The sequence below is a fragment of the Kosakonia sp. R1.Fl genome (assembly GCF_023516815.1).
In the GTDB taxonomy this organism is placed as follows: Bacteria; Pseudomonadota; Gammaproteobacteria; order Enterobacterales; family Enterobacteriaceae; genus Kosakonia.
On the sequence record NZ_JAMGSQ010000001.1, the window covers coordinates 870908 to 885478 of the forward strand.

Genomic DNA, 14571 nt, shown 5'->3' on the forward strand with positions numbered 1-14571 from the left:
GGCACATGCTAACAGTGCCAGGCTTATGCTGGCTATGTCGAATGCCATTAATGCTGAGCCAGTGGGGAGTCTGTTCCGGCTGCACGCGCGCCATGGAAGTGCGCGAAAAAGTTTGCCCTTTGTGCGGTTTACCCGCCGCTCGCGACGACATTGCCTGCGGGCGCTGTCTGCAAAAACCGCCGCCCTGGCAGCGGCTGATTGCCGTCAGCCGTTATGCACCACCGCTTAGCCCGCTGGTACAGCAGTTTAAATTTATGCCTCGCCCGGAAATCGCCCGCGCGCTGGCCCGTCTGCTGCTGTTAGCCGTGTTAAACGCCCGCCGCAGCGGAAACTGGCAGACGCCGGATATTATCCTCAGCGTACCGCTACATGCGCGTCGTCAGTGGTGCAGAGGCTTTAATCAAAGCGATCTCCTGTGCCGGGCGCTGGCGCATTGGTTGCAATGCCCATACTCTTCAGGCGCTCTACGCCGGGTGCGGGCGACGCCTGTGCAGCATCAACTCAATGCCCGTTTGCGCAAGCAGAACCTGAAAAATGCCTTTCGTCTTGAATTGCCCGTTGCCGGTCTCCATATCGTCGTGGTGGATGATGTCGTCACGACCGGCAGCACCGTTGCGGAAATCACCCGGCTGCTATTACGCAGCGGCGCAGCAACTGTTCAGGTCTGGTGCCTGTGTCGAACCTTGTAGACCCTCGATGATGGGCGTATTATAACCAAGTAAAATAGTCAACTATTAGGCCATTGCTATGATCCGTATTTCCGACGCTGCCCAAGCGCACTTTGTCAAACTGCTGGCAAATCAGGAAGAAGGGACACAAATCCGCGTATTTGTGATTAACCCAGGCACACCCAACGCTGAGTGTGGCGTCTCTTATTGCCCGCCGGACGCGGTTGAAGCCACCGACACCGCGCTGAAATTTGAACAACTGATTGCCTATGTCGATGAGCTGAGCGCGCCGTATCTGGAAGATGCGGAAATCGATTTTGTCACCGACCAGTTGGGTTCCCAGCTGACGCTGAAAGCGCCGAACGCCAAAATGCGTAAAGTGTCCGACGACGCGCCGCTGATGGAACGCGTTGAGTATTTGCTGCAGTCGCAAATTAACCCGCAGTTAGCCGGCCACGGCGGCCGTGTTTCGCTGATGGAGATCACCGATGAAGGCTACGCCATTCTGCAGTTTGGCGGCGGCTGTAACGGTTGCTCCATGGTTGACGTAACGCTGAAAGAGGGTATCGAAAAGCAGTTGCTGACCGAGTTCCCGGAGCTGAAAGGTGTGCGCGATTTAACCGAGCACCAGCGCGGCGAGCACTCTTACTACTAAGCCTGCTTTCTGCTGTAGATTGCCCGGCGGCGTTCTGCTTGCCGGGTCTACAACGTTAATCCGTGTGTTACCCGTATCTCCCTGCCCACATTTCTCTTTTCATACCTGTTTAGTTTCCTGGCGTTAATATGACGCACGTCTCAGATCTTACATTTAGATCGCCAGAGTGATTCTCTTTTCGTGGATGTTACCCGTATCATTCCTGCCAGCACCGACAACTTAAAAAACATCCGACTACAATTTTTAGCAATGGATGTCAGCCGCAACGGTGCCGCAGCTCGCTCCTTCCTCTTTCGGGAATTTTCAGCGGCTGCCAGAAATACTGACGTTACCCATAACAAATTAAAGGCCAGGTAAATCATGCCATTAGTCATAGTCGCTATCGGTGTTGCTCTCTTACTCCTGTTAATGATCCGCTTCAAACTGAACGGATTTATCGCCCTGATCCTTGTGGCGCTCGCCGTGGGGATGATGCAGGGCATGCCGCTTGATGCCGTTATTAAATCCATTAAAAATGGTGTTGGCGGTACGCTCGGCAGCCTTGCGCTGATCATGGGTTTTGGTGCCATGCTCGGCAAACTGCTGGCGGACTGCGGCGGCGCACAGCGCATTGCCACCACGCTTATCGAAAAATTTGGTCGCCAGTACATTCAGTGGGCAGTGGTGCTGACCGGTTTTACCGTCGGTTTCGCGCTGTTCTATGAAGTTGGCTTCGTACTGCTGCTGCCGCTGGTGTTTACTATTGCGGCATCCGCACGTATTCCGCTGCTGTATGTGGGTGTGCCGATGGCGGCAGCGCTGTCCGTGACGCACGGCTTCCTGCCTCCACACCCGGGCCCCACAGCGATTGCGACCATTTTCCATGCGGATATGGGCAAAACGCTGCTCTACGGAACACTGCTCGGTATCCCAACCGTTATCCTTGCTGGCCCGGTCTATGCCCGTTTCCTGAAAAGCATTGATAAACCGATCCCGGATGGTCTCTACAACGCGAAAACCTTCACCGAAGAAGAGATGCCGGGCTTTGGCGTCAGCGTCTGGACATCGCTGGTACCGGTGATCCTGATGGCACTGCGCGCGGTAGCAGAAATGCTGCTGCCGAAAGGCCATGCGCTGCTGCCTTACGCTGAATTCTTCGGCGACCCGGTCATGGCAACCATGATTGCGGTGCTGATTGCGGTATTCACCTTCGGCCTGAACCGTGGTCGTTCGATGGACGACATCAACGAAACGCTGACCAGCTCCATCAAAATCATTGCCATGATGCTGCTGATCATCGGTGGTGGTGGTGCGTTCAAACAGGTTCTGGTTGATAGCGGCGTCGATAAATACATCGCTTCAATGATGCATTCCACCAATCTCTCCCCGCTGTTTATGGCGTGGTCAATTGCCGCAGTGCTGCGTATCGCGCTGGGTTCCGCCACCGTTGCGGCAATCACCGCAGGTGGTATTGCGGCGCCGTTGATTGCCACCACCGGCGTAAGCCCGGAATTGATGGTGATTGCAGTCGGTTCCGGTAGCGTGATTTTCTCTCACGTTAACGATCCGGGTTTCTGGCTGTTCAAAGAGTATTTCAACCTGACCATCGGCGAGACCATGCGCTCCTGGTCGGCGCTGGAAACCATCATTTCCGTGTGCGGTCTGGTTGGCTGCCTGCTGTTGGGCATGGTGGTTTAATTCAGTCGCTGCACGTAAAAAGGCCCGGATAACCGGGCCTTTTTTATTTCCGCTTTGCCGCCGCTTTGCGACGTCGGTCGAGGTCTTTTAATAACTTATTGACCTTTTCATCGGCAAACATCGCCTCCAGCGACACCGCCAGCTTCCGCCGCCAGTTTTTATACTGATAACTGGTGCCCGGAATATTCACCGGCCCGGCCATATCCAGCCAGTCTTCCGGTTGCAGCCCCAACAGCGCACTGTTGCTGTCGGCGATATAACGCTGCATTCCACGGTTGAGTACCGACGTCATTGGCATACGCGACGCTTTATGCCCGGCACGCTGCGGCAAACAACCGTACTGATGAAGCGCATCAAGCAGTCCCTGTTTCGCCAGTTCGCGATCCTGATACAACCCGCGTAAAACCACTTCATCCGGATAGAGCCCCAGCGTTTTACCGAGCGTCAAATCGCCGCTTTCCCAGTAGCCTCGCAATGTTGGGAGATCATGCGTTGTCGCCACCGCCATTGACTGTTGCGGGTACGCCTGCGGCGCGCGGAACGTTTTTTCATGATCGTTTTCGAAGTAGAGCACTTTGTAAGAGTACACACCGCTGCTACGCAATTTACCGACAATCTCCACCGGCACGGTTCCCAGATCTTCACCAATCACCATGCACTGATGACGCTGGCTTTCCAGCGCGAGAATGGCGAGCAGGTCATCGACCGGGTACTGCACATACGCGCCGTGATCCGCCGTTTCACCATACGGGATCCACCACAGACGCAGCATCGACATCACATGATCAATCCGCAGCGCACCGCAGTTTTTCATATTGGCACGCAGCAGATCGATAAATGGCGCATAAGCACGGGCGTGGATCACGTGCGGATCCATCGGCGGCAAGCCCCAGTTTTGCCCCAGCGGGCCGAGAATATCCGGCGGTGCGCCAACGGATGCTTTCAGGCAATACAACTCGCGATCGCACCAGGTTTCTGCACCACCTTCCGCTACACCCACGGCCAGGTCGCGGTACAAACCAATCGGCATCGCGTAACCCTGGCTGGTTTGCCAGCATTCGGCGAACTGGGTGTAAGCCAGCCATTGCAGCCAGAGGTAAAAATTGACCTCATCCTCATGCTCTTTGCAGAACGCTTTCACCTGCGGGCTGTTCGTATTCTGATACCCTTCCGGCCACACCGGCCAGCCCCAGCGCAGCACATCTTCTTTCACCTGATTAGCGTGAATCGCATCGAACGCCGCCTGCCAGTAAAGGCTCTCGCCTTCCTGCTGCACAAAACGCTGGAACACCACAGCCTGTTCATCACTCTGCGCACGCTGGCGAAAGCGCTGCCACGCCATGCGCAATGCCTCCAGTTTCAGCGCGGTGACGGTGGCGTAATCCACCCATTGTGCATCGCGGGCGGCCTGTAGCGTTTCGCGCGTGGTGGGTAAATTCCACCACGCCTGCGCCTCTTCGCTGTCGCGGAAATCCGCCACCGCATTGACATCGATATAGATAACATTTAACCAGCGGCGCGATGACGGGCTGTACGGGCTGGCGCTCTCCGGGTTCGCCGGATAGAGCGCATGAATCGGGTTAAGCCCGATAAACGCCCCGCCACGACTGGACACCTCGCCAAGCATCTTTTTCAGATCGCCGAAATCGCCAATCCCCCAGTTACTCTCAGAACGCAGGGTGTAAAGCTGCACACAGGCGCCCCACAGTTTCTTACCGTCGAGCAGCGCCTGAGGTTCATAACACCGCCCCGGCGCGATGATCACCCGGCACTGCCAGTGCTGATTTTTCTGCGTCACGCTCAGCGTGTGATAACCCAGCGCCAGACCGGTGGGCAGCGGCACATTCGCCCCACCGCGCACCTCTCCCTGGTACTGCTTGCCCGTTTCCGTGGTGAGTTGCCACTGGAAATCACCTTGACCAACAACCGGCAGCACCTTTTTCTTGCCATGGATAAACACCTGTACCACGGGCACCGGCGGCGCACTGGTCGCCACCGCAGGCGCCGGATGCATCGCATCCAGCAAACGCTGCTTGGTTTTCACGGTAATGGATTGCGGTTTACCGTGCGCATTGATGTAGTTCGGGCTGATCCCCGCCGCCAGCGCGGCCTGTTCCAGACGTTTACTCTCCATCACCCTTCCTTAGCGTTTCGCCTGCCAGATACGGGTTTGATAATCGCGGATCGAACGGTCGGAGCTGAACATACCGCAGCGCGCGGTGTTCAGGATCGCGGCACGCGTCCAGGCTTCCTGGTCACGGTAGAGCACATCGACACGTTTTTGCGCGGCTACGTAATCAGCGAAATCCGCCAGCACCAGATACGGGTCGCCGCCCTGTTTGCCGAGACTGTGCAACATCTGGTCGAAGGCGTGTTTATCGCCATCGCTGTATTTACCGCTTTCCAGCTCTTTCAGCACCGCATCAAGTTGTTTGTCTTTTTTGCGCCACTTCAGCGGGTCGTAACCTTTCGCTTTCAGCGCTTTTACCTGCTCAACGGTGTTACCGAAGATAAAGATATTCTCCTCGCCCACCTGTTCGGCAATCTCGACGTTGGCACCGTCCAGCGTACCGACGGTTAACGCGCCATTCAGCGCCAGCTTCATGTTGCCGGTGCCGGAGGCTTCTTTACCGGCCGTGGAGATCTGCTCGGAAACATCCGCCGCCGGAATCAATTTTTCCGCCGCCGATACACAATAATCCGGCAGGAAAACGACCTTCAGTTTGTCGCCAATGCTGGCGTCGTTATTAATTACTTCCGCCACTTTATTAATGGCATAGATAATGTTTTTCGCCAGGTAGTAACCCGGCGCGGCCTTCGCACCAAACAGGAACACGCGCGGTACGCGGTCAGCTTGCGGGTTTTCGCGGATCTCTTTATACAGCGCGATAATGTGCAGCAAACCAAGATGCTGGCGTTTGTACTCATGCAAGCGCTTGATTTGGATATCAAACAGCGCGTGCGGATTGATTTCGATGCCGGTACGCGCTTTCACAAACTCCGCCAGTTGTTGTTTGTTGTGCTGTTTTATCTCGCGGTACTGTTTACGGAACGCCGCGTCGTCGGCGTATTTCTCCAGGTTAATCAACTGGTCGAGATCGTTGGCCCACTCTTTTTTCAGCGTCTTATCAAGCAACGCAGCCAGCTGCGGGTTGCACTGTTTGATCCAGCGGCGCGGAGTGATGCCATTGGTGACGTTATGGAATTTGCCCGGCCACAACTGGTGGTATTCCGGGAACAGATCTTTTACCACCAGATCCGAGTGCAGCGCCGCAACGCCGTTGACCGCGAAACCGCCAACCACGCACAGGTTCGCCATGCGGACTTGCTTGTGATGCACTACCGCAAGTTTTTCCCACACCGCTTTGTCGCCCGGCCAGGTTTTCTCGACCAGCACTTTAAATTTGTCGTTGATCTGCTTAATGATTTGCATATGGCGCGGCAGCAGCGCTTTCACCAGCGTTTCGTCCCAGCGCTCCAGCGCTTCCGGCATCAACGTATGGTTGGTATAGGCGAAAGTGCGGCTGGTGATCGCCCACGCATCATCCCAGCTCAGCTGATGTTCATCGATCAGCACACGCAGCAGCTCCGGTATGGCGATGGTCGGGTGCGTATCGTTGAGTTGAATAACTTCATAGTCCGGCAGTTGCGCCAGCTTGCGCCCGGCCAGGTGATGGCGGCGCAAAATATCGGCTACCGAGCAGGCGCACTGGAAATATTGCTGCATCAGACGCAGCTTTTTGCCCGCCTGATGGTTGTCATTCGGGTAGAGCACTTTGGTAAGTTTTTCCGCATCAATACCCGTTTGTTCGGCACGCAGGAAATCACCATCGTTAAACTTAGTGAGATTAAACGGATGCGCGTGGGTCGCCTGCCACAGACGCAGCGGCTGAGTGACACCATTGCGATAACCGATAACCGGAAGATCCCAGGCTTCGCCTACAATCGTGAAAGCCGGTTGCCAGTGGCCTTCTTTGCTGACTTTCCCGCCAATGCCCACCTGCACATCTAATTGCTCGTTATGGCTAAACCACGGATAGCTACGGCGATGCCAGTCGTCCGGCGCTTCGTGTTGTTGCCCGTCAACAAAAGACTGGCGGAACAAGCCGTATTGATAGTTCAGACCGTAACCAGTGGCCGACTGACCAACGGTGGCCATCGAATCGAGGAAACAGGCCGCCAGGCGCCCTAAACCACCATTGCCGAGCGCCGGATCGATCTCCTCTTCCAGCAGGTCGGTGAGGTTGATGTTGTGGTGTTGCAGCACCTCGCCAACGTCCTGATACCAGCCCAGATTCAACAAGTTGTTGCCGGTCAGGCGACCAATCAAAAACTCCATGGAGATATAGTTAACGTGGCGCTGATTTTTCGCCGTTTTCGGCGCGGGCTGCGCCGCCAGCAATTCTGCCAGCGCACCGCTGACCGCTTGCCACCACTGACGGGTTGTCATGTCGCTCGCGGCCTGAACCCCAAAACGCTGCCACTGGCGCGTAAGAGCCGTTTCAAATTCCGCTTTATTAAACGTTGGCTTTGACATAAAGAATCCGGGTCCTGTAATGAAGTAGATCGACGTTTGCGCTAGTGTGCCTGGCTCAACAGGTGACTTCCTCATCCTGCCAGGGATTAGCCGGGGAGGAGTAGCGGGGATGAGCGAAAAGTGTGATCGCCGCCACCTAAAGGTAGCGTCATTTTTGAACATTATTCAATCAAAAAAGCAGCAACAGATGTGTAGAAATTCAGCGTGCGCGCAGGAAAAATGAAATGACGTTTCGGAGAGAATAAATATTGCTGACCGCTGAGAATTAGGCGAAATAATATTTCGCTGAGCGGAATTGTTCATTTTTTGCTATTTGTGCGTTTATGTCGGCCAATGTCTTAATATTTCTTATAAAGACCTTATAGTTGCCGATTGTATTACAAATTCCGGCCTGCATCGCCCGCCAGCCCTGACTCCTCCTCTTTTGCCATAATTGTGCTTTCTTTATTCACGACATAAATAGAAATGTGACATGGTGCAAATTCACAATCGCCAGATTCGGACATAACTTGCAATATTTCTTCATCTGGCCGACCTTATTACTATTAATTACGAAGCGCAAAAAAAATCGTCCCCTCCGTTTTTCGCACAGTGAAGTGATAACTATGTTGATTCCGTCCAAATTAAGTCGCCCGGTTCGTCTCGACCACACGGTGGTGCGGGAACGGCTGCTGGCTAAACTTTCCGGCGCCAACAATTATCGGCTTGCGCTGGTAACCAGCCCTGCGGGTTACGGCAAAACTACGCTCATTTCACAGTGGGCGGCAGGTAAGAACGACGTTGGCTGGTATTCGCTGGATGAAGGAGACAACCAGCAGGAACGCTTTGCCAGTTATTTTATCGCCGCCGTGCAGCAGGCGACGGGCGGGCACTGTGTCAGCAGTGAAGTGATGGCGCAAAAGCGCCAGTATGCCAGCCTGCCGTCGCTCTTTTCACAGCTGTTTATTGAGCTGACCGAATGGCAGCGCCCGTTGTATCTGGTGATTGATGATTACCATCTCGTCACCAACCCGGTCATTCACGATGCAATGCGCTTTTTCTTACGCCATCAGCCAGAAAACCTGACGCTGATTGTGCTGTCGCGCAACTTGCCGCAGTTAGGCATCGCAAATCTTCGTGTGCGCGAGCAATTGCTGGAAATTGGCAGCCACCAGCTTGCCTTTACCCACCAGGAAGCCAAACAGTTCTTTGACTGTCGCCTGACCTCCCCTATTGAAGCGGCAGAGAGCAGCCGTCTGTGCGACGACGTGGCCGGTTGGGCAACGGCGCTCCAGCTTATCGCGCTTTCTGCCCGGCAAAACCACAGCGCGCCGCATCAGTCTGCGCGCCGTCTGGCGGGCATTAACGCCAGCCATCTTTCGGATTATCTGGTTGATGAAGTGCTGGATAATGTCGATGTCGATACCCGTCATTTCCTGCTAAAAAGCGCGCTGCTGCGTTCGATGAACGATGCGCTGATTGTGCGCGTGACCGGCGAAGAGAACGGGCAGATGCGGCTGGAAGAGATTGAGCGCCAGGGCCTGTTCCTGCAACGGATGGACGATTCCGGCGAATGGTTTAGCTACCATCCGCTGTTTGGCAACTTCCTGCGCCAGCGCTGCCAGTGGGAACTGGCGACAGAATTACCGGATATTCACCGCGCGGCAGCGGAAAGCTGGATGGCGCAAGGTTTCCCGAGCGAAGCTATTCACCATGCGCTGGCGGCGGGCGATGGCATTATGCTGCGCGATATTCTGCTGCATCACGCCTGGGGGCTATTCAACCACAGCGAGCTGAGCGTGCTGGAAGAGTCGCTAAAAGCGCTGCCGTGGGAAAGCCTGCTGGAAAACCCACGGCTGGTGCTGTTACAAGCCTGGTTGATGCAAAGCCAGCACCGCTACAGCGAAGTGAACACCCTGCTGGCGCGCGCCGAACAGGAGATGACCACGCAAATGGACGCCTCGCTGCATGGCGATTTCAACGCGTTGCGCGCGCAGGTCGCGATCAACGATGGTGATCCGGTGGAAGCCGAACGGCTGGCGATGGTGGCGCTCGAAGAGTTGCCGCTGGCAAATTATTACAGCCGCATTGTGGCCACCTCGGTTCACGGCGAAGTGCTGCACTGCAAAGGCGAGTTAACTAATTCGCTGTCGGTTATGCAGCAAACCGAGCAGATGGCGCGTCGCCACGATGTCTGGCACTACGCGTTGTGGAGCCTTATTCAGCAAAGCGAAATTCTCTTCGCCCAGGGCTTCCTGCAAGCGGCCTGGGAGATGCAAGAGAAGGCTTTCACGCTTATCCGTGAGCAGCATCTTGAACAACTGCCGATGCATGAATTTTTACTGCGCATCCGCGCGCAACTGTTGTGGGCGTGGGCGCGGCTGGACGAGTCCGAAGCGGCGGCACGCCAGGGTATGGAGGTGCTTTCCGCCCTGCAACCGCAGCAGCAGTTGCAGTGTCTGGCGTTGCTGGTGCAAAACTCGCTGGCGCGTGGCGATCTCGATAATGCCCGCAGTCATCTGCACCGGCTGGAAAACTTGCTCGGCAATGGTCAGTACCATAGTGACTGGGTGTCGAACGCCGACAAAGTGCGGGTGATCTACTGGCAAATGACCGGCGATAAAAAAGCGGCGGCTCAGTGGCTGCGCCAGACGCCTAAACCAGAATTTGCCAATAACCACTTCCTGCAAAGCCAGTGGCGCAATATTGCCCGCGCGCAGATCCTGCTCGGCGATTACGACCCTGCTGAGATGGTGCTTGAAGAGCTAAACGAAAACGCGCGCAGTCTGCGTCTGATGAGTGATATCAACCGTAACCTGTTGCTGTTGAACCAGCTTTACTGGCAGGCGGGACGTAAAAATGACGCGCAGCGGGTGTTGCTGGAGGCCTTACAACTGGCTAACCGCACCGGATTTATCAGCCACTTCGTGATTGAAGGTGAGGCGATGGCGCAGCAGTTGCGTCAGTTAATTCAGCTGAATACGCTGCCGGAGCTGGATCAGCACCGCGCCCAGCGCATTTTGCGCGACATTAATCAGCACCACCGTCACAAGTTCGCGCATTTTGACGAGAACTTTGTCGAACGGCTGCTAACTCATCCGGAAGTACCGGAACTGATCCGCACCAGCCCGCTGACCCAGCGCGAATGGCAGGTGCTGGGGCTGATTTATTCTGGCTACAGCAATGAACAGATTGCGGGCGAGCTGGCTGTCGCGGCGACGACCATTAAAACCCATATCCGCAACCTCTATCAGAAACTCGGCGTCGCCCATCGCCAGGACGCGGTTCAGCATGCGCAGCAGTTGCTGAAGATCATGGGCTACGGGGTGTAAAAACCGCCGCAAGGCGGTTTAGCACAGCTCCAGTTGCACGTTGTTGCTGGTAATCACCTGCACCACGCTGGCGGGTGGCATGGTATCGGTGTAAACCGCGTCCACCATGCTAATGCTGCCCATATTGACCATCGCGTTGCGGCCAAACTTCGAGTGATCCACCACCAGCATCACATGGCGCGAGTTTTCAATAATCGCCCGTTTAGTGCGCACTTCATGATAATCAAACTCCAGCAATGAGCCATCGGCATCAATGCCGCTAATGCCGAGGATGCCGAAATCGAGGCGGAATTGAGAGATAAAATCGAGCGTCGCCTCGCCCACAATCCCGCCGTCACGACTGCGTAACTCACCGCCCGCCAGAATCACCCGGAAATCGTCTTTTTTCATTAATGTATTGGCGACGTTCAGGTTGTTGGTGACGATGCGTAAATCGCTGTGGTTGAGCAGCGCATGGGCGACCGCTTCCGGCGTGGTGCCGATATCAATAAACAGCGTGGCGCCGTTGGGAATTTGTTCCGCCACTTTGCGGGCGATACGCTCTTTTTCCGCCGTTTGCGTCGCTTTGCGATCGTGCCAGGAGGTGTTTTCCGAGCTCGATGGCAGCGCCGCGCCACCGTGATGACGCAAAATTTTATTTTGATCTGCCAGATCGTTCAGATCGCGGCGAATCGTTTGTGGACTAACGGAAAATTGCTCGACTAACTCTTCAGTACTGACGTATCCCTGCTGTTTAACCAGTTCAATAATTGCGTCATGACGCTGTGTTTGTTTCATGAATTGTCCCTGGATAATTATGTTCGTTTTCGCACATTTCTCGTGTCGACCAGCGCCATCGCCAGCCCAATCACCATCCCCGCCGTGTGCGCGCCGTTAGCAATGGCGAAACCGGTCAAACCGAACCACTCCGCCACCATCAGCACAACGGTGAAGATAAACAATCCGTTAGGTAACGCAATCTGCGATTCCGGGTCACGTATACCACGCAGCCAGACATAACCAATCAGCGCGTAAACCACGCCGGATAAGCCGCCAAACCATGGGCCAGTAAGCTGGTGCTGCACAAAACCGCTCAATAAAGCGCTAATGAGGGTAATGACCACCAGCTTTCCGGTGCCCAGACGTTTTTCAACCACGCCGCCAAGATACCACCACCAGAAAAGGTTGAAGATGATATGCACCAGCGAAAAGTGCATTACCGCATGGGTAAAGTAGCGCCAGACTTCAAACTGCACGCTTGCGTCCCACGGCCAGGCAAGCCACATCATCACCGTTTGATCGCCGATGATGCTCATCATCACAAACACCACGACGCACAGCGCCGACATCAGCAACGTTAATGGCCCGCCGCGCTCACGCAGCGCCGCCCGCAGCGGAAAGCGGCGATAGTGCAAGCCGCTATCGATTTGCCCGGATTGCCAGCTCGCCGCCAGATAACGCGGGTCGCCGGGGTTTTCCATAAACCGCGCCAGTTCGCTGCGCACGCGCTCCGCCTGGCTTTCATCTGCCAGCCAGACATCGCTTTGCTGATGGTGTTGAAGGGTGAGGATCACACCCTGGGTCTGCATATAATCAACAAACGCCTGGGCGACGCGAGGGTTGGAAAAAGAGGTAATCATCAACATGGCAGGCGTCGTTTAGTCCCTACAAAAAAAGACAGTATACCGAAGACGAGCGCAATGCCTACAGCGCGCCGTGCATCACTTCAGACGGAAAGTGGCGATGCCAGGCGTCGAAACCGCCGTCCACGCTGTAGACCTGATCGTAGCCCTGCTGCAATAAATATTGCGCAGCGCCTTTACTGCTGTTGCCGTGATAGCACATCACCATCACCGGCGTTTCGAAGTCGTTATCACGCATAAACGCGCCCAGCGTGTCGTTGGTGAGATGAAACGCGCCTGGCGTATGCCCCATCGCAAAGCTCTGTGGGTCGCGAATATCCACCAGTACAGCCTGCTGCTGGTGCAATTTTTGGTGGGCTTCTTCTACGTTAATACACTCAAAGTGATCCATGACGTTCTCTTAATTGACACAGTTAATGGCTATCCTGCCGTCAAGTGTACGTCGTGACAGCGGGTTAGCGCCATTATGTTATGCATATCACTCTAAATTGTTTTTTTGATGTTACCAAAAGCGCGTTCCTTTGCTATTATGAGCGATATCGAACATTTTTGAGCTATAACGAAAGTGCATGAGGACAGCATGGAAACCAAAGATCTGATTGTGATAGGCGGGGGCATTAATGGTGCCGGTATCGCGGTTGACGCCGCAGGGCGTGGTTTGTCCGTGCTGATGCTGGAAGCACAGGATCTCGCCTGCGCGACATCCAGCAACAGCTCCAAATTGATTCACGGCGGCCTGCGCTACCTTGAACACTACGAATTCCGCCTGGTGAGCGAAGCGCTGGCCGAACGCGAAGTGCTGCTGAAAATGGCACCGCACATCGCTTTTCCGATGCGTTTTCGTCTGCCGCACCGCCCGCACCTGCGCCCGGCGTGGATGATCCGCATTGGTCTGTTTATGTACGATCACCTCGGTAAACGCACCAGTTTGCCTGCATCGCGCGGTTTGCGTTTTGGCGCAGAATCGGTGCTGAAACCGGAAATCGTGCGCGGTTTCGAATATTCTGACTGCTGGGTGGACGATGCGCGTCTGGTATTGGCCAATGCGCAGATGGTGGAACAAAAAGGCGGTAAAGTGATGACCCGCACCCGCGCCACCAGCGCACGCCGCGAAAACGGCATGTGGATTGTTGAAGCGGAAGATATCGACACCGGAGAAAAATTCAGCTGGCAGGCGCGCGGTCTGGTTAACGCCACCGGCCCATGGGTGAAAGAATTCTTCGATGACGGCATGCATCTGCCATCCCCGTACGGCATCCGCCTGATCAAAGGCAGCCATATTGTGGTGCCGCGCGCACACGCGCAGAAACAGGCGTATATCCTGCAAAACGAAGATAAGCGTATTGTCTTTGTGATTCCGTGGATGGATGAGTTTTCGATTATCGGCACCACGGATGTGGAATATAAAGGCGATCCGAAGCACGTGGAGATCGACGAAAACGAGATCAACTACCTGCTGAAAGTCTATAACGGCCACTTCAAGAAACAGCTGAGCCGCGAGGACATTGTCTGGACTTACTCCGGCGTACGCCCGCTGTGTGATGACGAATCCGATTCACCGCAGGCCATCACCCGTGACTATACGCTGGATATCCACGACGAAAACGGCAAAGCGCCGCTGCTGTCTGTGTTTGGCGGCAAGTTGACCACTTACCGTAAGCTGGCCGAACACGCGCTGGAAAAACTGACGCCGTACTACAAAGGCATTGGCCCGGCATGGACGAAAAGCTGCGTATTACCAGGCGGGGATATTGCCGGCGATCGCGATGATTACGCCGCCAAATTACGCCGCCGTTATCCGTTTATCAGCGAATCGCTGGCGCGCCATTATGCCCGCACTTACGGCAGCAACAGCGAGTTGATACTGGCGAATGCTACCAGCCTTGAAGAGTTAGGCGAGCATTTCGGTCACGAGTTGTATGAGGCCGAACTGCGTTACCTGGTCGAACACGAATGGGTAAGACGCCTGGACGACGCTATCTGGCGTCGCACCAAACTCGGCATGTGGCTGGATGCGGAAGAGCAGTCGCGCGTAGCGCAATGGTTAACGCGTCATCATAAAGCGGAACTGTCGCTGGCGTCGTAACAGAATCAGTCTCTC

General features: G+C 55.2%; 10 protein-coding genes. 5 read left to right on the plus strand and 5 right to left on the minus strand.

The window, feature by feature from the left end; translation table 11 throughout:
- The first annotated feature begins 5 nt into the window (after positions 1–5).
- From gntX to gntT, 3 genes are all read left to right on the plus strand, one after another.
- Positions 6–689, plus strand: a complete 684-nt coding sequence (gene gntX / locus M8Q36_RS04180) for a DNA utilization protein GntX (RefSeq protein WP_249880093.1) — start codon at positions 6–8, stop codon at positions 687–689.
- Positions 690–747: 58 nt separating this feature from the next.
- On the plus strand, positions 748–1323 hold the full coding sequence (gene nfuA / locus M8Q36_RS04185; RefSeq protein ID WP_017459535.1) for a Fe-S biogenesis protein NfuA: 576 nt from the start codon (positions 748–750) through the stop codon (positions 1321–1323).
- Positions 1324–1683: 360 nt separating this feature from the next.
- Positions 1684–3000: a gluconate transporter gene (gntT, locus tag M8Q36_RS04190; protein WP_020455560.1), complete on the plus strand. Its 1317-nt coding sequence runs from the start codon at positions 1684–1686 to the stop codon at positions 2998–3000.
- A gap of 43 nt (positions 3001–3043) precedes the next feature.
- On the opposite strand, the gene malQ is transcribed toward gntT, so the two are convergent.
- Entirely contained in the window at positions 3044–5134 is a 2091-nt protein-coding gene (malQ, locus tag M8Q36_RS04195) for a 4-alpha-glucanotransferase (protein ID WP_249880094.1), read from the minus strand.
- A 9-nt stretch (positions 5135–5143) separates the two neighbouring features.
- Complete coding sequence (malP, locus tag M8Q36_RS04200) at positions 5144–7537, minus strand: maltodextrin phosphorylase (RefSeq protein WP_249880095.1); 2394 nt, start codon at positions 7535–7537, stop codon at positions 5144–5146.
- 605 nt (positions 7538–8142) lie between these two features.
- On the opposite strand from malP, the gene malT reads away from it, so the two are divergent.
- Positions 8143–10848: an HTH-type transcriptional regulator MalT gene (malT, locus tag M8Q36_RS04205; protein ID WP_249880096.1), complete on the plus strand. Its 2706-nt coding sequence runs from the start codon at positions 8143–8145 to the stop codon at positions 10846–10848.
- Positions 10849–10866: 18 nt separating this feature from the next.
- Here malT and M8Q36_RS04210 read toward each other — a convergent pair whose 3' ends face one another.
- From M8Q36_RS04210 to glpE, 3 genes are read right to left on the minus strand one after another with little or no spacing between them, the layout of a single operon-like run.
- Entirely contained in the window at positions 10867–11625 is a 759-nt protein-coding gene (locus M8Q36_RS04210) for a DeoR/GlpR family transcriptional regulator (RefSeq protein ID WP_017459542.1), read from the minus strand.
- 17 nt (positions 11626–11642) lie between these two features.
- On the minus strand, positions 11643–12473 hold the full coding sequence (gene glpG, locus M8Q36_RS04215; RefSeq protein WP_175274143.1) for a rhomboid family intramembrane serine protease GlpG: 831 nt from the start codon (positions 12471–12473) through the stop codon (positions 11643–11645).
- A gap of 58 nt (positions 12474–12531) precedes the next feature.
- Positions 12532–12861: a thiosulfate sulfurtransferase GlpE gene (gene glpE / locus M8Q36_RS04220; RefSeq protein WP_017459544.1), complete on the minus strand. Its 330-nt coding sequence runs from the start codon at positions 12859–12861 to the stop codon at positions 12532–12534.
- A 189-nt stretch (positions 12862–13050) separates the two neighbouring features.
- On the opposite strand from glpE, the gene glpD reads away from it, so the two are divergent.
- Positions 13051–14556, plus strand: coding sequence for a glycerol-3-phosphate dehydrogenase (gene glpD / locus M8Q36_RS04225; protein WP_249880097.1), 1506 nt, complete (start codon positions 13051–13053; stop codon positions 14554–14556).
- Positions 14557–14571 lie beyond the last annotated feature (15 nt).